21 protein-coding genes are annotated in these 18104 nt (G+C 65.4%); 6 read left to right on the plus strand and 15 right to left on the minus strand.

Features of this window, described 5'->3' with window-relative positions; genetic code table 11:
• Positions 1-95 precede the first annotated feature (95 nt).
• Positions 96-377, minus strand: a complete 282-nt coding sequence (locus WHT83_RS20450) for a DUF2249 domain-containing protein (protein ID WP_406872232.1) — start codon at positions 375-377, stop codon at positions 96-98.
• A 212-nt stretch (positions 378-589) separates the two neighbouring features.
• On the opposite strand from WHT83_RS20450, the gene hemN reads away from it, so the two are divergent.
• Complete coding sequence (gene hemN / locus WHT83_RS20455) at positions 590-1942, plus strand: oxygen-independent coproporphyrinogen III oxidase (protein WP_406872233.1); 1353 nt, start codon at positions 590-592, stop codon at positions 1940-1942.
• A 113-nt stretch (positions 1943-2055) separates the two neighbouring features.
• On the opposite strand, the gene WHT83_RS20460 is transcribed toward hemN, so the two are convergent.
• The 6 genes from WHT83_RS20460 to WHT83_RS20485 all read right to left on the minus strand — a co-directional run bounded on the left by WHT83_RS20460 (position 2056) and on the right by WHT83_RS20485 (position 7672).
• Positions 2056-3954 carry a nitric oxide reductase activation protein NorD gene (locus tag WHT83_RS20460; RefSeq protein ID WP_406872234.1) on the minus strand — a complete coding sequence of 633 codons (1899 nt, stop codon included), beginning with the start codon at positions 3952-3954 and terminating at the stop codon, positions 2056-2058.
• Between the two features lie 8 nt (positions 3955-3962).
• Positions 3963-4775, minus strand: a complete 813-nt coding sequence (locus WHT83_RS20465) for a CbbQ/NirQ/NorQ/GpvN family protein (RefSeq protein ID WP_406874019.1) — start codon at positions 4773-4775, stop codon at positions 3963-3965.
• Positions 4776-4864: 89 nt separating this feature from the next.
• Entirely contained in the window at positions 4865-6211 is a 1347-nt protein-coding gene (locus tag WHT83_RS20470) for a cbb3-type cytochrome c oxidase subunit I (RefSeq protein WP_183260191.1), read from the minus strand.
• Positions 6212-6229: 18 nt separating this feature from the next.
• Positions 6230-6682 (minus strand): cytochrome c, encoded by a 453-nt coding sequence (locus WHT83_RS20475; RefSeq protein WP_055970023.1) that lies wholly within the window; start codon positions 6680-6682, stop codon positions 6230-6232.
• A 160-nt stretch (positions 6683-6842) separates the two neighbouring features.
• Complete coding sequence (locus WHT83_RS20480) at positions 6843-7115, minus strand: cytochrome C oxidase subunit IV family protein (RefSeq protein ID WP_406872235.1); 273 nt, start codon at positions 7113-7115, stop codon at positions 6843-6845.
• A 5-nt stretch (positions 7116-7120) separates the two neighbouring features.
• Positions 7121-7672: a cytochrome c oxidase subunit 3 gene (locus WHT83_RS20485; RefSeq protein ID WP_406874020.1), complete on the minus strand. Its 552-nt coding sequence runs from the start codon at positions 7670-7672 to the stop codon at positions 7121-7123.
• Between the two features lie 110 nt (positions 7673-7782).
• Here WHT83_RS20485 and WHT83_RS20490 point away from each other — a divergent pair, with 110 nt between their 5' ends.
• From WHT83_RS20490 to WHT83_RS20505, 4 genes are all read left to right on the plus strand, one after another.
• Positions 7783-7938 (plus strand): hypothetical protein, encoded by a 156-nt coding sequence (locus WHT83_RS20490; RefSeq protein ID WP_406872236.1) that lies wholly within the window; start codon positions 7783-7785, stop codon positions 7936-7938.
• Between the two features lie 20 nt (positions 7939-7958).
• Positions 7959-8408 carry a hemerythrin domain-containing protein gene (locus tag WHT83_RS20495; RefSeq protein WP_406874021.1) on the plus strand — a complete coding sequence of 150 codons (450 nt, stop codon included), beginning with the start codon at positions 7959-7961 and terminating at the stop codon, positions 8406-8408.
• A gap of 205 nt (positions 8409-8613) precedes the next feature.
• Positions 8614-9732 carry a copper-containing nitrite reductase gene (nirK, locus tag WHT83_RS20500; RefSeq protein WP_406872237.1) on the plus strand — a complete coding sequence of 373 codons (1119 nt, stop codon included), beginning with the start codon at positions 8614-8616 and terminating at the stop codon, positions 9730-9732.
• Between the two features lie 74 nt (positions 9733-9806).
• Entirely contained in the window at positions 9807-10679 is an 873-nt protein-coding gene (locus tag WHT83_RS20505) for an SUMF1/EgtB/PvdO family nonheme iron enzyme (RefSeq protein ID WP_406872238.1), read from the plus strand.
• A gap of 77 nt (positions 10680-10756) precedes the next feature.
• On the opposite strand, the gene WHT83_RS20510 is transcribed toward WHT83_RS20505, so the two are convergent.
• Positions 10757-11962: an NnrS family protein gene (locus WHT83_RS20510; protein WP_406872239.1), complete on the minus strand. Its 1206-nt coding sequence runs from the start codon at positions 11960-11962 to the stop codon at positions 10757-10759.
• A 78-nt stretch (positions 11963-12040) separates the two neighbouring features.
• Positions 12041-12484 (minus strand): pseudoazurin, encoded by a 444-nt coding sequence (locus WHT83_RS20515; RefSeq protein ID WP_406872240.1) that lies wholly within the window; start codon positions 12482-12484, stop codon positions 12041-12043.
• A gap of 146 nt (positions 12485-12630) precedes the next feature.
• Here WHT83_RS20515 and WHT83_RS20520 point away from each other — a divergent pair, with 146 nt between their 5' ends.
• Positions 12631-13335: a Crp/Fnr family transcriptional regulator gene (locus WHT83_RS20520; RefSeq protein WP_108607517.1), complete on the plus strand. Its 705-nt coding sequence runs from the start codon at positions 12631-12633 to the stop codon at positions 13333-13335.
• Between the two features lie 16 nt (positions 13336-13351).
• Here WHT83_RS20520 and WHT83_RS20525 read toward each other — a convergent pair whose 3' ends face one another.
• The 6 genes from WHT83_RS20525 to WHT83_RS20550 all read right to left on the minus strand — a co-directional run bounded on the left by WHT83_RS20525 (position 13352) and on the right by WHT83_RS20550 (position 18101).
• On the minus strand, positions 13352-13552 hold the full coding sequence (locus WHT83_RS20525) for a DUF1858 domain-containing protein (RefSeq protein ID WP_108607516.1): 201 nt from the start codon (positions 13550-13552) through the stop codon (positions 13352-13354).
• 91 nt (positions 13553-13643) lie between these two features.
• Positions 13644-14360 carry a cytochrome c3 family protein gene (locus WHT83_RS20530; protein WP_108607515.1) on the minus strand — a complete coding sequence of 239 codons (717 nt, stop codon included), beginning with the start codon at positions 14358-14360 and terminating at the stop codon, positions 13644-13646.
• 4 nt (positions 14361-14364) lie between these two features.
• Positions 14365-14841: a nitrate reductase cytochrome c-type subunit gene (locus WHT83_RS20535; RefSeq protein ID WP_406872241.1), complete on the minus strand. Its 477-nt coding sequence runs from the start codon at positions 14839-14841 to the stop codon at positions 14365-14367.
• Positions 14838-17342: a periplasmic nitrate reductase subunit alpha gene (gene napA, locus WHT83_RS20540; protein ID WP_406872242.1), complete on the minus strand. Its 2505-nt coding sequence runs from the start codon at positions 17340-17342 to the stop codon at positions 14838-14840. Before napA ends, WHT83_RS20535 begins: the two co-directional genes overlap by 4 nt.
• A complete protein-coding gene (locus tag WHT83_RS20545) occupies positions 17339-17605 on the minus strand; it encodes a chaperone NapD (RefSeq protein WP_183260163.1) in 267 nt (88 codons plus the stop codon). The genes napA and WHT83_RS20545 overlap by 4 nt, the downstream gene beginning before the upstream one ends.
• Positions 17598-18101, minus strand: coding sequence for a ferredoxin-type protein NapF (locus WHT83_RS20550; protein ID WP_406872243.1), 504 nt, complete (start codon positions 18099-18101; stop codon positions 17598-17600). Before WHT83_RS20550 ends, WHT83_RS20545 begins: the two co-directional genes overlap by 8 nt.
• Between the last annotated feature and the right edge of the window lie 3 nt (positions 18102-18104).

An 18104-nucleotide genomic window follows, 5' to 3' on the forward strand; every position in this document is an offset into this window, starting at 1 on the left:
GCCAGAAAACGCCCGCGCCCAAGTCCGAGCATTCTCCGATTATTTGCCAAAGCAGCGATGGCGTCAGGGCTAGCGGCTGGCCAGCCGGCTCTGGTTCAATGGCTGCCGCAGCAGCAATCGCAGCCTTGCCCGTCATTGCGGCCGATCTCGACGCGCCAGAGCTCGGGGCCCTGCTCCAGATACTCCCAGGTGAGTTCCGTCGGGAACGCCATTTCGAGCTGGTAATGCAGCGGGCGCGGGTCATGATCGCTGGCCAGCACGAACGTTGCGCCAGGCGCCAGCGCATCCACCATGGCGAATATCCGGGGATGGCGTTCCATCCGGGGAATGGTCCTGACATCGATCACGGGGATGCTTCCGGCTTCGGCGATTGCCATGTCGTTCTGTCCTCCGGCCCGCAACAGGAAATGCCGGGAGAAGCGGCCGCCCTGCCCCCGGATGCGGGAAACCCTAGAGCGGAAGGCGAAGGCCGAGATTGCCGAAACGCAAACAATTCGGGGAAATGGCCCCAGCTTGGCATTTCGCAAAGAGACCAGGCAGCCGGCGGCCTAGATCAGTCGGAAGCAACAGCGACAGAACTGGAAAAGCCATGACCGCAACCATACTGGAGAAATATGGCGAGACCCGCCTGCCCCGCTACACGAGCTACCCCACCGCGCCGCGCTTCTCGCCGGCCATCGGCACGGGCGCCTATGGCGACTGGCTGCAACAGTTGCCAGGCAACGACCCGGTGTCGCTCTACCTGCACATCCCGTTCTGCCGCTCGATGTGCTGGTACTGCGGCTGCCACACCACCATCACCAGGCAGGACCGGCCGATCCTGGATTACCTTGCCGTGCTGCACGACGAGATCCGCATGGTGGCGGCGCGCATCCCGCACCGGCTGCCGGTCGGAGAAGTGCATTTCGGCGGCGGTACGCCGACCATCGTCTCGCCGGCCGAGTTCCTGGCGCTGGCGGCGCTGCTGCGCGAACACTACGATTTCTCCGACACGACCGGCATCGCCGTCGAGATCGACCCGCGCCGCCTGACGGCCGAAATGGCGCTGGCGCTCGGCGCGGCGGGCGTCACCCGCGCCAGCTTGGGCGTCCAGAGCTTCGATCCCGTGGTGCAGAAGGCGATCAACCGCATCCAGACCCAGAAGCAGACGGCGGAAGCCACCGACAACCTGCGCCGCGCCGGCGTCAGCGGCATCAATTTCGACCTGATCTACGGCCTGCCGCACCAGACGGTGCAGTCCTGCATCGACACCGCCAATGCAGCGATGGCCATGCTGCCCGACCGTTTTGCGGTGTTCGGCTATGCGCATATCCCTTCCTTCAAGAAGCACCAGCGCATGATCGACGAGGCCGCCCTGCCCGACGGTGCCGCCCGCAACGCCCAGGCAGAAGCCATTGCCGAGACGCTAACCGCCGCAGGGTACCGGCAGATCGGCCTCGACCATTTCGCCCTGCCGGGCGACGATCTCGTCCAGGTACAGGAAGCGGGCAAGCTGAGGCGCAATTTCCAGGGCTACACGACGGACAACTGCCAAACGCTGATCGGCTTCGGTGCGTCGGCGATCGGCCGCATGAAGGACGGCTATGTGCAGAATGAAGTAGCGCCAGGCCTCTATGCCCAGCACATCGCTTCGGGACAGCTCGCGACCGCCAAGGGATATCGCCTGACAGCAGAAGACCGGTTGCGGGCCGAGATCATCGAACGGCTGATGTGCGATTTCAGCGCCGACGTCGGCGCGATCTGCAGGACGCATGGCGTTGACCCATCGGCGCTGCTTGCCGGCAATGGCAGGCTCAACGAACTGGCCGCCGACGGGGTGGTGACGATTGCCGATGGCGTGGTGCGCGTCAGCCGGGAGCACCGCTTCGTCATCCGTGCGGTCGCCGCAGCCTTCGACGCCTATATCGACCAGTCGAACCGGACCCACAGCAAGGCGGCTTAGGTCAGCGTTCTGCCGCTACTGAACTGTCTCTGAAAGGTCGCATCCCTTCACCCCCCACGCAAAAAGGCCCGGCTCTGGCGCGCCGGGCCTTTCGCCATCGCGGCCTTGTCCCCCTAGCCTGCAAGGCTGCGATAGATGGCGGGAAGTGCGGCCGGCAGCTTGGCGATGTTGCCGACCATGGCGTAGCCGTTCTGGCCGAACAGCGCCGGCACGTAGGATTTCGCCTCGCGGTCGACAGTCACGCCGAAGACGCCAAGCCCGCTGCGGCGGGCCTCGATGACGGCGCGGCGGCTGTCTTCCAGCGCGAAACGGCCCTCATAGTGGTCGAGGTCGTTGGGCTTGCCGTCGGTCAGCACCAGAAGCAGCTTCTTGCGATTGGGCTGCTTTGCCAGCTCCGCCGTGGCGTGCCGGATGGCCGCCCCGATCCTGGTGTAATAGCCCGGCTTAAGGGCCGCGATACGCGCCTCGATGGTTGAGCTCATCGACTCGTCGAAGGCCTTGACCACCTCGATGCGAACCCAGTCGCGCCGCCGCGACGTGAAGGTGAGGATCGAGTGGTTGTCGCCGCAGGCGGCGAGGCCGTTGGCAAGGATCAGCAGCGCTTCCTTCTCGACGTCGAGAACCCGGCGATTGTCGAACCAGGCGTCGGTCGAGAGCGACACGTCGACCAGGATGGTGACCGCAAGATCGTGTACCTGGGGCCGGCTCATCAGGTGGATGCGGTCGCTGCCCTGGCCGCCGGCGGCGAGATCGCAACGGGCTCGCACCACGGCATCGAGGTCGAGGTCGACGCCGTCGAGTTGGGCGCGCAGGACCTCATGGCGCGGCCTCAGCACCTCGAACTGGCGGCGCACGCGGCGGATGAGGCGCCGGGTTTCGAGATCGGGCTCGCCGGCCATCCCGGTTTCCGCAGCAGGCGCAGCCAGAACCCGGCAGTGATCGGGGAGATAGGTGCCGGTCCGGAAATCCCATTCAGGATAGGTACGTTCCGCAGTCAACGGGGTGCGGTCCAGCGCTTCCGGCGGCAGGTCGAGGTCGAAGCGGAAGCGCGACGCGGGGCGTCCCTTGCGCTCGCCGAGCGTCATGTCGTCGAGGTCCTCGGCGGCCTTGGCATCGTCGTCGCTGTCGTCGGAGGGCCGGTCGACATTGACCATCTCGGCCATGGCGAGGATCTTCTCGAAGCGGTTGAGGATGAACGGGCTGCGGTCGTCCTTGCGCGCCTCCTGGTTCTCGCGCACCGCGACCTGGCGCTCGATCTCGACACCGCCGGCATCGCGGCCGCCTGTCGCGGGCTCGTCCTCGTCGCGGCGGGGCGAGGTCTCCGGCCGAAGCAGCGCGTCGGGCCACAAGGGTACGGGCAGCATCGGCAGGTATCCCGCCGGAGCGCGGTGCGGGAAGATCGCCGGCAGGGTATCGTCGGGCAGGCCGGCTTGCTGCCTGAGCAGGCTGGTCACGCGCCCTTCGATCTGCGCCTCGACCGAGGGCATCGGGGCGCGATGGCGCGCGGCAAGCGTGGCCGCCGCCAGGCGCCGATAGCGGCGCCCGAGCCCCGGGAAGATTTCCGTGACGCTGGCAACCGTCGCCTCCGCGCGCCGCAAGGCTTCGAGGTCGCGCAGCAGCGGATCGGCCCCGACGATGGGATCGAGCGGCATCAGGGCCATATAGGCAGAAAGCCAGACATAGAGATCGCGGTTGAGCCCCTTGTCGGGGAACAGGTCGATCACTGCCGGCAGCATCAGCGACGAGCCGTCGCGCGCCGGCTGGGCGAGCTTTTCCTCGCCGAGCCCCATGCGCTGGCGCCAGCCGAGGCGATGGCCCGAGGTCCTGCCGCGCACGGCAGCGATCTGGACGGCACCCTCGCCGCCGAATCCGCGAAAGCAGACGGCAAGCACCGGCTGCATGGCGGCCAGATGCACCGCATGTTCGGGATGGCGCGGCCAGGTCTGGACGTGGCCGATCAGGCGATGCCAGGCGCGGCCGACCGTCTCTTCCAGCTCGAGGAAATCAAGCATGGCCGGCCTCAGCGGATCAAGGAATCGGCAAGCTCGACCATTGCCGCCTTGACGTCGGGCTCGTCGGTCAGCGGTTCGATCATCGCGGCAAGCACCGCTTCGCGCGCCGGCACGCCGGCGTCGATGAGCGTGGCGCAATAGACGAGCAGGCGAGTCGATGCGCCCTCCTCCAGGTCGTGGCCCTTGAGCGCGCGGATGCGCCGGGCGAGTTCGACCAGCGGCGCCACCTGGCCTTCGGCCAACCCGCTTTCCGCCGACACCACCGCGATCTCCTCCGCCTTGGGCAGGAAGTCGAACTCGATGGCGACGAAACGCTGGCGGGTGCTTGGCTTCAGGCTTTTCAGCAGGTTCTGGTAGCCAGGATTGTAGGAGACGACGAGCATGAAGCTCGCCGGCGCGACCAGCTGCTCGCCGGTGCGTTCGAGCGGCAGGATGCGGCGGTCGTCGGTCAAAGGGTGCAGCACCACGGCAACATCCTTGCGCGCCTCGACGATCTCGTCGAGGTAGCAGATGCCGCCCTCGCGCACGGCGCGGGTCAGCGGCCCGTCGACCCAGACGGTATCGCCGCCCATCAAGAGGTAACGGCCGGTGAGGTCGGCGGCGGCAAGGTCGTCATGGCAGGAGACCGTCGACAGCGGCAGGCCGAGCTTCGCCGCCATATGGCTGACGAAGCGCGTCTTGCCGCATCCGGTCGGGCCCTTGAGCAACAGCGGCAGCCGCCGCGCCCAGGCGCGCTCGAACAGGCTGCATTCGTTGCCGGAGGGGCTGTAATAGGCGGGGCTGTCGGCGGCGGGGCGGACATTCGGCAACTTGGCCGTCATGGGGGCAATGGTCATCGGGGGAACTCCGTGGGAAGCGGTCGCAGGTGCGGGATGTCCGGCCCCGGACGAACCGGGGCCGGAGGACGGTGTCATTCGGCGGGTTGCAGGGAGCGGGCGGGCTTCTCGCTGCGTTGGCGTCCGGGCACCAGCACGGCCCACATGAACATCAGCGCCGAGACGACCACGACGACGCCCGAGCCAAGACGCACCCAGTAGAACAGGGCGAGCTGGTCCTGCACGTCCATGTAGCTCTCGCCCAGAACGCGCTGGAGATGCACCTGGACGACACCGGCGAAGGTCAGCGCGAAGGTCATCACCGACATCGCCGTGACCATCATCCAGAAGCTGGTGATGTTCAGCCACTGATTGTAGGGCGCGCGACCTTTGATCTCGGGAATGGCATAAGCCATCATGGCGAGATTGAGCATCACATAGGCGCCGAAGAAGGCGAGATGCCCATGCGCCGCCGTCACCTGTGTGCCGTGGGTGTAGTAGTTCACCGACGACAGCGTGTGCAGGAAGCCCCAGACACCGGCGCCGAAGAAGGCCATGACCGAGCAGCCGATGGACCACAGCAGCGCTGCCTTGTTGGGGTGGTTGCGGCCGGCCTTCCAGGTCATGTGGAAGGTGAACAGCACCATGGAGAAGAACGGCGCCACTTCGAGCGTCGAGAACAGCGAGCCAATCCACTGCCAGTAGCCGGGCGCGCCGATCCAGTAATAGTGGTGGCCGGTGCCGAGGATGCCCGAGAACAGGGCGAGGCCGACGATGACGTAGAGCCACTTCTCCACGACCTCGCGGTCGACGCCGTTGAGCTTGATCATCAGGAAGGCGAGCACCGACGCCATGATCAATTCCCACACACCCTCGACCCAAAGATGGATGACGTACCACCAGTACATCTTGTCGAGCGCGAGGTTTGACGGGTTGTAGAACGAGAACAGGAAGAAGATCGCCAGCGCCCAGAGCCCGAACAGCAGGATGTTGGTGACGGCGGTCTTGCGCCCCTTCAGCGCCGTCATGGTGATGTTGAACAGGAACATCAGCACGACGACGACGATGCCCACCTTGATGACGAAGGGCTGCTCGAGGAATTCGCGGCCCTCGTGGATCCGGAACAGGTAGCCGACCACGGCGATGCCCGCGGCGATGAAGAACATCCAGAACTGGAGGATCGCCAGCTTCGGGCTGTAGAGCTCGGTCTCGGTTTCCTCGGGCAATAGGTAATAAGTTGCGCCCATGAAACCCATCAGCAGCCAAACCACCAGCGCATTGGTGTGGATCATGCGGATGATGTTGAACGGCAACAGCTCCGACAGGGTGTTGGGCACGACATAGACGAGGCCGGCCAGCACACCGAAGGCGACCTGGGCCAGGAACAGGACCAGGGCGCCGTAGAAATAGGTCATCGCGACCTTTTGCGTTTCGTATTTCATGTCTCTCTCCTAGGCGCCTCAGCCTGCCTCGTTCGGGGGCCACTTCTGGGTGTTGATGCGGCTGGTCCATTCGAGGAAATCGGCGAGATCGTTCAGTTCCTCGTCGTTGAGGTTGAACTGCGGCATCTGGCGCCGGCCCTCGATCCCCGACGGCTGCGCCGCCATCCAGGCCTTGAGCGTTTCGCGCGCGCCCTCGGGGTCGCTCTCGCCGCCGTAGCGCTTCCAGACATTGCCGAGTTCGGGCGCGAAATAGGCGCCCTCGCCGAGGATGGTGTGGCAGTTGATGCAGGAGTTCTTCTCCCAGACATGCTTGCCGCGCGCGACGGAGTCCGTCAGCGTCTTCTCGTCCGTGGAGGTCGTGCGGATGTAGAAATGGCTGTGGGCCGTCAGCCCGACGAAGATTGCGAAAAAGAAGATCGACCCGCCGTAGAAGACGTTTCGAGCCCCCGTTTTTGTGAGGCGTTCTGCCATCACGTGATCCTTTCCAGACAGAGGCCGCGCCAGCGGTTCGGCCCGATCGTTTTCCCTCCCGACAGGCACAGCCCGGCGGTCTCCGGGTTACCCGGACCGGAACCTTCTATGGGTTTGGGGAAGAGCTTCTTTGCGTTTTGGCAAACAAGTCGCCCGCGGCTCAGCCGGCCGACATCGCGACAGCGATCGCCTTGGCCGCGCCGCCCAGCGCAAGCACCAGGCACCAGCCCAGCAGCGCACGCGACATCGCCGCCTGGCCGCGCAGGCCCATGAAATCCAGGATGACGAGGCGGGCCTTGAGCATGGCGAGGCCGAGAACGAATGCGGCCCCGGCCGCCGCGCCGCCAAATCGGACGGCCAGCACGCTCGCCCCGGTCAGGGCGAGAAGGACAAGCCAGGAGCGGGCAAGCCGCGGGGAAGAGCCGTCCGCCATGCCGCTCACGGGAGATAGACGAGCGGGAACATGACGATCCAGATCAGATCGAAGACATGCCACAGCGTGGTGATGAGGATGACGTTGGCACGGCTGGTCCGCCAGCTGACCAGCAACAGCACCAGCGCGCCGAAGGCGACGTGCAGCAGGTGGAAGCCCGTCAGCAGGAAGTAGAGCTCGAAGAACACGCCATAGGCTTCATCTCCGGCATGGCCGATCTCGCCGCTGTATTCGAACAGCTTGATGGCAACGAACAGCAAGCCGAACAGTGCAGCCAAGACAAGCGCGCCCCTGACCTGTCCGCGCGTCGCCCCAGGCCGCGCCGCGCGCGCCGCCTGCCAGCCGCTGGTGAGCAGCACGGCCGTGTTCAGCGCGGCGAGCGGCGTGTTGAGGTGCAAGCGCGCGGCGGCGAACTGGTCCGCCTGCACGATGCCGGCGACCATGAAGGCAGCAAGCAGGATGCCGAAGGCGGCGAGCTCGCTCCACACCAGGATCCAGAGCAGGAAATCGCCGGCATCCGGCGCTTCGTCTTCCTGCACATGCGTCGAAACAGTCATGTCCATGCTGCTTCTTAGGCACGCGGCGGCAGGGCTTCTTTGCGTTTGCGCAAGGTGACGGGCGCGAAAATCTGCGACATCGACATCAGCATTGACCAATGGAGACCGCGATGAGCAACGCCCAATTCGGCCTTTCGGTCGCCACGCCGATCATCGTCGGCTTCGCGCTGCTGCTTTATCGCATGGGCGTCCTGCAGCGCACGGGCGCCGCTTCCGCGGTGCTCGCATCGGTCGCCATCGCGGCGGTGCTGTTCTTCAACCAGTAGGCGTTGCAGGGCCGGTGGCGATGAACGATCCCAATTCGACGGCTGGTTTCACCGAGTTGAACGGGCTTTATCGCGCGACACTGCAAATCTGCGACAGGCTAGAAGCCGTCGCCGATTCCCTTCCCCGTCCCGACCGCAGGCTCTGCCGGCAGATTGCCGCCGAGCTCAAGCCGGCCATCGCGGCGGCAAACAGGCTGGAGGAGGAAATCCTCTTCCCCGCCGCCCTTGGTCGCCTGCCGGCTGTCGGCACCGGGGCGACGATCGAGCGGCTGCGCCGGGAACATGCACAGGACCATGCTGCCGCCGATGAAATCGTCCGGATCCTCGTCACCCTTTCGCGCGGCGGCGGCAAGCGCTCCTGGGATGCGATCGGCTACATGCTGCGCGCCTATTTCCTGGCCGTTCGCCGCCATGTGGCATGCGAGCAGAACCTGCTCGCCGCAATTCGGACGCCCCCCTGCCCCAACTGACGCGGCATCCCACGCGGGACGCTACCCTGGCCGCCCGGCCAAGCATTGCGGCGGCGCTGTAGTGCCGACCCGCCATTTTCCGCAAGGGCAGACCAAGTTGCGGCACTGCAACAATTGTTTGCGCTGCAACAAAGATCGCTTGCCGCAAGCCGCCTATCCTCCTGACCGTAATAACAGGCAACGCCAATCACGAAGGAGAACTGAAATGTTGACGCGACGCGAAGCACTCTTGGGAACGGCCACAGGTGCGGCAGCGGCCGCGCTCCTGGGCTCGGTCATCGCAACCCCGGCGCTGGCACAGGCAAAGGTGGCCGACATTGCCGGCCTGCCGCGTGTCAGGGTCGACCTGGTCGCCCCGCCCTTCGCCCACCCTCACGACCAGATCGCCAAGGGCGGCCCGAAGGTCATCGAATACCGGATGACCATCAAGGAACTGCCGATGGTGATCGACGACGAGGGCACCACGCTCCAGGCGATGACCTACGAAGGCTCCATGCCCGGCCCGTTGATGATCGTCCACGAGGGCGACTATGTCGAACTGACGCTGGTCAATCCCGAAACCAACGAGATGCCGCACAACATCGACTTCCATGCCGCCACTGGCGCGCTGGGCGGTGGTGCGCTGACCCACGTCAACCCGGGCGAACAGGCGGTGCTGCGCTGGAAGGCGACCCGCACCGGCACCTTTGTCTACCACTGCGCGCCGACGGGCATGATTCCCTGGCACGTCGTCTCCGGCATGAGCGGCGCCGTCATGGTCCTGCCGCGCGACGGGCTGAAGGACGGGGCCGGAAAGCCGCTGATATACGACCGTATCTTCTACGTCGGCGAGCACGACCTCTATGTGCCGCGCGACGAGAACGGCAAGTACAAGAAGTACGAGAGCCTCGGCGACAGCTATGACGAGACGCTGAAGGTGATGCGCGGCCTGATCCCGACCCACGTCGTCTTCAACGGCAAGGTCGGTTCGCTGACCGGCGACAACGCGCTGAAGGCCAAGGTCGGTGAAACGGTGCTGTTCGTCCACGCCCAGGCCAACCGGGACAGCCGGCCCCACCTGATCGGCGGCCACGGCGACCATGTCTGGGAAGAAGGCAAGTTCGTCAACGCCCCGGCCAAGGACCTGGAGACCTGGTTCATCCGCGGCGGATCTGCGGGCGCGGCGCTCTACACCTTCCTGCAGCCGGGCATCTACGCCTACGTCAACCACAACCTGATCGAGGCGGCCGAACTCGGCGCAACCGCCCACGTGATGGTCGAGGGTGAATGGGACGACGACCTGATGAAGCAGGTGCAGGCACCCGGTCCGATCCCGACCAACTGACCGGCAGGCTCCTTTCACTGTCCAACTCGGCCCGCCGGCATGCCTGCGGGCCGTTTTTTTTAAGGATGAGATCGATGAAACCCGGCTTTCTCCTGACCACAGCGCTCGTGATCCCCGCCATCGCGCTGGCCGTCTACCTGATCCGTGATCCAGCCGGGCCCGCCGCCCCGCCGGCAATGGCCTCGCCACAGACGGTCGCCATTGCCCCCGGGCGGCTGGCCTACAGGCTGCCCGGCGAGTTCCAGACCGCCGAGCGCCCGGTCGATGCGCCGGAGGATCGCGTCCGCTTCCGCCGTTCCTTCGACATCATGGCCTACCAGGTCAGCGCTGCCGGCTATGCCCTCTGCGTCGCCGATGGCGCATGTGATCAGGCGGATGGCGCCTTCCAGCGCGCTGAAAACCTGCCCGCGACCGGCGTAAGCTTCCGCGATGCCAACGCCTATGCCCAGTGGCTGTCGCACAAGACGGGAGAAGGCTGGCGGCTACCGACCGACGAGGAGTGGGCGTTCGCGGCAGCCGAACGTTTCAGCGACGAGAGTATCGACCCCAACGGCGGCAGCGACGCCATCGCCCGCTGGCTGGCGCGCTACCGCAGCGAATCCGAGGCGGCCAGGGGACGTGATCCCGAGCCCAAGCCGCAGGGCCATTTCGGCGCCAATTCCAACGGCCTCCACGATGTCGGCGGCAATGTCTGGGAGTGGACGACGACCTGCTACCGCCGGGTGGCGCTCGACAAGAACGGGCGCGTCGACACCAGAACAGACAATTGCGGCGTGCGGGTCGTCGCCGGCAAGCATCGCGGCTACATGTCGTTCTTCATCCGCGACGGCAAGAGCGGCGGCTGTGCGGCAGGCCTGCCGCCCGACAACCTCGGCATCCGCCTCGTCAGGGAGCGTCCGTCGATGCTGTCTGCGTTCAAGGCGCTCTGGCGCGGCGCCACCGGCTAGGCAATTCCAAAAAGAAGGGCCCGGACCTCCGATGGAGATCCGGGCCTTTTTCGTTTCGGCAGTTCAGGCCAACCTTGTCACGAGGGTGCCGGGTTGGCTTGCCGCGCGCGCAGCTTGGGACGCAGCAGCATGCCGCCATAGACTGCCGCATAGCCCAGGAAAGCGAGCGTCCAGGCAGCGGCAGAGACATGCAGCAGCGGTGCCATGCCTGGCAGGAAAGCGTAGGCGATCCTGAGGATTGCCGACACGACGACTGCAACGAAGACCATGCAGGTGGCGTTGCCGGCATGCAGCGCGTGTCCCGTATGCCCAAGCGTGGCCCGCGACATCACCGCAAGCGTCATCGCGCCGATTGCGCCGGTGCCGAAGGCATGCAGGCCTGCGGGCGGTGCCACGACTTCGGGCAGGAGGACCGCAAGCGCTGCCAGCACGAACCCGACCGGCACGAAGGCATAAGCCACGTGCAGGATGACCACGAGCGGATCGCGCCAGGTGCGCTCGCCGGCCCAGCGACTGAGCCTTGCCACGTTGAGCGCCCCTGCCGCGAGCAGTGCTGCGCCGCTCGCCAGATGATCCGGGAAGCAGGTCCAGGCCAGAAGCGCGGCTGCAGAGCCCAAGATCGTAACGGCATCGAAGCGGTTGAACGGCACCGGCAACCGCCCCGGAGCCTGGCGCACCAGCCAGTTGCGGGTGAAGCTCGGGATGATGCGGCCGCCGATGATCATGATCAGCACCACGGTCGCGCCGATGCCGAGCCGCCGGGCGATGTCGGCCTCGCCGTTGAAATGCACTTCGAGATGGTAGGCGACATTGCCGGCAAACAGGACGCCGACCGGCACAAGCACCTTGAGATTGCGCCAGTTGCGGCCGGCGATGATCTCGACGGCGGCTGCCACGGCGACCGCCAGCAGGAACGAACTGTCGATCGCGGCGGCGGCGAGCCAACCGATGTCGGACGAGAAGAACACTGCGAAGCGGCCGGCCAGCCAGATCGCCACCAGTGCCGCCAGCGGCAGCCCCTGCACCGGCAACCGCCCTGTCCAGTTGGGAATGGCGGTGAGCAGGAACCCGGTGACGATGGCCGCGACATAGCCGAAGATCATTTCGTGGATATGCCAGTCGACCGGGGTGAAGACGCTCGCCGTCTCCAGCCGCCCGTAGAGCATCGGCAACCACGCCAGGATGGTCAGGCCCGCATAGAGCGAGCCGAGCAGGAAGAACGGCCGGAAGCCGTAGGAAAGCACGGCGGGATAGTTTCCCGGCCGAACGCGTGGAATAGCCATGACAGCCCCTCCAACGGGAAATGCCGGGTGGAACCGTTCCACCCGGCTGGCTTAGAGACAGATTTGAATGCCCCGCACTCAGTTGCCTGCGGGCACCTGCGCCAGAAGCGCTTCGAACGACTTCTTGGCCTTGCCCATCTGCTTGACGGCCTTGGCCTGCTCAAGATTGGTCGGCTTGCCAACCATGATCAGTGCCACCATGCCCATGCCGTAGTGCGGCGTGCACTTGACGCCGTAGACGCCTTCCTTGTCGAGGGTGACGGAAATCTTCTCATTCATCTTGCCCTTGAAGGGCGTCGCCCCCTCCGGGATCATGCCCTTGATGCTTTCGGCGTCGTGAGACTTGTCGGTCGGCACGAAGGTGACGGTATCGCCGGGTGCGGCGACGACGAAATCGGGCTGGAACACCATCGCGCCCTTTTCGCCCTTGTTGAGCATCTGGATCTCGATTTCGGCGGCCTGCGCGACACCGGCCAGAAGCATGGCTGCGAACGCGGCTGCGGTGGCAATGGCGTATTTCATGATCTTTTCTTTCCTTTCACGACGGCTCCAGCCGTTGGGCCTTGCCTATGTCGTTTTTGCCGGGGACACTTTGATCCAGCGCAAACCGCAGCGAGATGATCTGTGGTTTCGGAGAGCAGGATCGGGCACTCGCAGGAGCAACTGAAATGAGCCGTCTTGACCGCTCGCTAATCGCCGGCTTGCCCGTCTTCCAGGGCATGACCCCGGCGGATCTCGACCGTGTCCTCCAGCAGGCGCGTTCGCTGCGCATCGCCAAGGACCAGACGGTCTTCGAGCAGGAAGGTGACGCGCACTCCTTCTTCCTCCTGCTCGACGGCCACGTTCGCGTCGTCAAGACGACGCCCGACGGCCAGCAGGTCATCGTGCGCTACATCAGCCCGGGTGAGCTGATGGGCATCGCCCATGCGCTGGGACGCACCACATACCCCGCCAGCGCCGTTGCCGCCGTCGACTGCGTCGTGCTCGCCTGGCCGGGCAATCTGTGGCCGGACCTGGCAGGGTCTTTTCCGAGCTTTGCCACGGGCACCTACAAGACTGTCGGCACCCGGCTCCAGGAGGCCCAGGCCCGCGTCGTCGAGCTGGCCACCGAGCAGGTCGAGCAGCGCGTCGCCCACGCGCTGTTGCGGCTGGTCAAGCAGACGGGACGCAAGACCGAGGAAGGCATCCTCATCGACTTCCCGATTTCACGCCAGGACATCGCCGAGATGACGGGCACGACGCTGCACACCGTCAGCCGGCTGCTCACCGCCTGGGAGGAAAAGGGGCTGGTCAAAAGCGGACGCCAGAAGGTCACCGTGGTCGAGCCGCACCGGCTGTTCGCACTGGCCGAAGGGCGCGCCGACAAGGGCTGACGGGCAGTCTGCGTCCTCACTTCATCGCGCTCGTCAGGTCGCGAACCAGCACGTCCTCGTCGAGGTGATGCTCCCGCGCGGCATCTGCAACGGTGTGGAACGAGGCGATCGGGCAACCGACGCAAATCAGGCCGTGGCCGAGCATCACGCGTATGGTTCCCGGCCATTGGCGCATGATCGCATCCATGCTCATGTCGTCGTTGAAACGTGGCTTCATTGTCGCTCGCCGCTTGTGAAGCCACGACAATGGACGTTTCCGGCCTCGCGATCATTGCGCGCGGACAAACAGAACGCGGATTGCGCCGGCCTCAGTCCAGCGCCATGGCCTCCATGGGCAAGCCGGCATGGGAAGCCTTGACGTAGCGGTCGAGGGCATCGACGGCCGAGGATTGCGGCAGCTGGTTGCCCTGCAGTTCCGGCGGCACCTGCCAGCCGGGTGCGATGCCCTTCATGTTGGGCAGTTCGTGGGCGATGCCCTTGTGGCAGTCGATGCAGGTCGCCTTGCCGGAAAGCAGGTAGCGCGTGTGGATTTCGGCGGCGCGCTGGGTCTGGCGCGTCAGGTCCATCGCCACCGACGAGTGGCAGTTGCGGCATTCGAGGCTGTCATTGGCCTTCAGCCGCGCCCATTCGTGCTGGGCAAGCTCCAGTCGCTTGTCCAGGAACTTGCGCCGGGTGTCGATCGTCCCGAAAATCTTGCCCCAGACCTCCTTCGAGGCCTGCATCTTGCGGGCGATCTTGTCGGTCCATTGGTGCGGCACATGACAATCCGGACAGGACGCACGCACGCCTGACCGGTTGGCGAAGTGGATCGTATGGGTCAGTTCCTGGTAGACGTTGTCGCGCATCTCGTGACACGAAGTGCAGAATTTCTCCGTGTTGGTGACCTCCAGCGCGGTGTTGAACGCGCCCCAGAACATGACGCCGCCGACAAAGCCGCCGAGCGTCAGGAAGCCGAGGCTCAGCGTGCCGGCCGGTGTACTGACGATCTGCCACGCCCATAGCAGCCACTCTTTCAATCGTTGCATGGGCCTACTCGCTGCCGGCGGGCTTGAAGCCCAGTTCGCTCATGTCCTTGAAACGGTTCTCGACCAGTGGCCGCACATCCGCCTGCGGCACGTGGCACTCTGTGCAGAAATAGCGCCGCGGCGAGACGTCGGCCAACATCTGGCCTTCGCGCGTCATGTAGTGGGTGACGCTGATCATCGGCGCGCCCGAACTCTGGGTGAACTCGCGCTTGTGGCAGGACAGGCAGCGGTTGGTGTTGACCGAGAGCTGATAGCCCTCGATCGAATGCGGGATGACCGGCGGCTGCTCGGGATAAGCGCGCATCTTGCGAACGTCGTCGGTCACCCATTTGGGAACCGGCGCCGCCGGGATCGTCTCCATCGGCGACGGTGGCCCCGTCAGTTCGGGGGACTTGTCGGCAGCCATCTGGGCCAGCGCCGCCGTGCCCGCGCAGAACAGCGTGACGAAGACAAGCGCAGGGACTCTGCGCCGCAAGCTCATGCGACCGGAACGATCTTGACTGCGCATTTCTTGAAATCCGTCTGCTTGGAGATGGGATCGGTGGCGTCGAGCGTGACCTTGTTGATGAGCTGGCTGGCGTCGAACCACGGCACGAAGATCACCCCGCTCGGCATCCGGTTGCGCCCGCGCGTCTCGATGCGCGAGCGGATTTCGCCGCGCCGCGAGATCACCCGCACTTCGGCACCCTGGTTGATGCCGCGCTTGCGCGCGTCGTCGGCATTCATGAAGCAGCGCGCGCCGGGGAACGCCTTGTAGAGCTCGGGCACGCGCAGCGTCATCGAGCCGGAGTGCCAGTGCTCGAGCACGCGCCCGGTGACCAGCCAGATGTCGAACTCCTCGTCCGGCGATTCCGCCGGCGGCTCGTAGGGCACGGCAAGGATCACCGCCCTGCCGTCGGGGCGGCCGTAGAACTTGACCCCCTCGCCCGGCTTCACATAAGGGTCGAGGCCCTCCCGGTAGCGCCAGCGCGTTTCCTTGCCGTCGACCACCGGCCAGCGCAGTCCGCGCACCTCGTGATAGGTGTCATAGGGCGCAAGGTCGTGGCCGTGACCGCGGCCGAAGGTGGCATATTCCTCGAACAGGCCCTTCTGGATGTAGAAGCCGAACTCAGTGGCCTCGTTGTTGGCGTAGTCCGGGTTGATCTCGCTGCGCGGGAACTTGTCGACATTGCCGTTGCCGAACAGCACGTCGAACAGCGTCTTGCCGCGATAGGCTGGATTGGCGTCGAGGATTTCCTTCGGCCAGACCTCGTCGGTGGTGAAATGCTTCGAGAACTCGGCCAGTTGCCAAAGGTCCGAGCGCGCCTCGCCCGGAGCCTGCACCAGTTGGTGCCAGACATGGGTGCGGCGCTCGGCATTGCCGTAGGCGCCCTCTTTCTCCACCCACATGGCGGCCGGCAGGATGATGTCGGCCGACATTGTGGTCACGGTCGGGTAAGCGTCGGAGACGACGATGAAATTGTCCGGGTTGCGATAGCCGGGATAGGCCTCATTGCTGCTGTTGGGCGAAGCCTGGATGTTGTTGTTGACCTGCACCCAGTAGAAATTGAGCTTGCCGTCCTTGAGCATCCGGTCCTGCTCGACCGCGTGGAAGCCCGGCTTGTCGGGCAAGAGACCGGGCGGCAGCTTCCAGATTTCCTCGGCATGCTTGCGGTGCTCGGGATTGGTGACCACCATGTCGGCCGGCAAGCGATGGGCGAAGGTACCGACCTCGCGCGCCGTGCCGCAGGCCGAGGGCTGGCCGGTCAGCGAGAACGGGCTGTTGCCCGGCTCGGAGATTTTGCCTGTCAGCAGATGCAGGTTGTAGACCATCTGGTTGGCCCAGACCCCGCGCACATGCTGGTTGAAGCCCATCGTCCACAGCGACATCACCTTGCGGCCGGGATCGGCGTAGAGTTCGGCAAGCTCTTCGAGAAATCCCTTCTCGACGCCGGTCAGTTCGGCGACCTTGTCCAGCGTGTATTCCGAAACCAACTGCTTGAATGCCTCGAAGTCGGTCGGCTCCATGTTTGCGGCATTGGCCGCGCCCTTGGCGGCAACCTCGCGCGGATCTTCCGGCCTCAGGCCGTAACCGATGTCGGTCTCGCCGCGCATAAAGACGGTGTGCTTGCTGACGAAGTCCTCGTTGACCCGTCCTGTCGTGATGATGTGGTTGGCAATGTAGTTGAGGATGGCGAGGTCGGTTCCGGGCTTGAACACGACAGGAATGTCTGCAAGGTCCATGCTGCGATGGGTGAAGGTCGACAGCACCGCCACCTTGACGTGCTCATGTCCCAATCGCCGGTCGGCCAGACGCGTCCACAGGATCGGATGCATCTCGGCCATGTTCGAGCCCCACAGCACGAAGGCGTCGGCAGCCTCGAAATCGTCGTAGCAGCCCATCGGCTCGTCCATGCCGAAGGTGCGCATGAAGGCGTAGGCGGCGGACGCCATGCAGTGGCGGGCGTTGGGATCGAGATTGTTGGAGCGGAAGCCGGCGCGCATCAGCTTGGTCGCGGCGTAACCTTCGAAGATGGTCCACTGGCCGGAGCCGAACATGCCTAGTGCCGTTGGTCCCTTCTCCTTGAGCACCGCCTTGACCCGCTCGGCCATCAGGCCGAAGGCCTCGTCCCAGCTCACCGGCTCGAATTCGCCGTCCTTGTCGTAGACGCCGTTGCGCTTGCGCATGAGCGGCGTCGTCAGTCGGTCGGCGCCATACATGATCTTGGACAGGAAATAGCCCTTCACGCAGTTGAGGCCGCGGTTGACCTCGGCTTGGGTGTCGCCATGGCTGGCGACCACCTGGCCGTCCTTGACGCCGACCATGACGCCGCAGCCGGTGCCGCAGAAGCGGCACGGCGCCTTCGACCACTTGATCTCCAGCGAGCCGACCCCGCCGGGGATGGGCTGCGCCAACGCCGGCAGTGCAATGCCTGCCGTTGCAGCCGCAACGGCAGCCGCCTGCGCCTTCAGGAGCTCGCGTCGGTTCAATTCTGCGGTCATGGTGCCGAGCCCTCCAGTTCCTCGATATGTTCAAAGACCATGTTGGCCGCGACCACGCCGTCGAGGGCGCCAAGCGCTGTGAGCTGCGCGCCCAGCTCGCCGGCGCTTTTGCCTTCCATCACGACCACGATGCGGTTGTTTTCCTGCGCCCTGATTTCCGGGCCGCCCATGGCGACGATCGCATCGGCCACTTCGGCCAGCCGCCCGGGCATGACGGCGATCACCGCGCTCGATATGTGGTGGTAGCGTCTTTCGTCAGCCATCGACGGCCTCCGGCATGCGTGACGCGACCGCAATCGCCTGCGACGGGCATAGCCCAATACAGGCACCGCAGCCGGTGCAGGCACTCTCGTTCAACTCCGGCACGAATGGTCCGCCGATGCGCGGCCGAAATGCAATCGCCGCTTCCGGGCAGGCGTCGCGGCAAGTCATGCAGGACACCCCGCTGCGGGCCAGGCAGGCGTCTGAAATGGCCACGACATGTGCAAAGGCGGGCGGCGCAGCGCGGTCGAAAACGGGTTCCGGGCAAACCGTGGCGCAGTCGCCGCAAAGCAGGCACTCGCCGGCCTGGAAATCCAGCGACGGCTTGCCTTCGACCAGCGCGATGATGGCGCTCGGGCAGGCTTCGACGCAGGCACCGCAACCGGTGCAGGAGGAAAGCCCATCTTCAAGGGTGCCCGGAGGCGGGATTCTTCGCACCGGCTGTTCGTCGCGGCCGGTCAGGAACGACCTGCGGCTGATGCTGCCCGGCGCCGCCATCGG

Origin of the sequence: Aminobacter sp. P9b (assembly GCF_045345995.1) — a bacterium.
Classification (GTDB): domain Bacteria; phylum Pseudomonadota; class Alphaproteobacteria; order Rhizobiales; family Rhizobiaceae; genus Aminobacter; species Aminobacter niigataensis.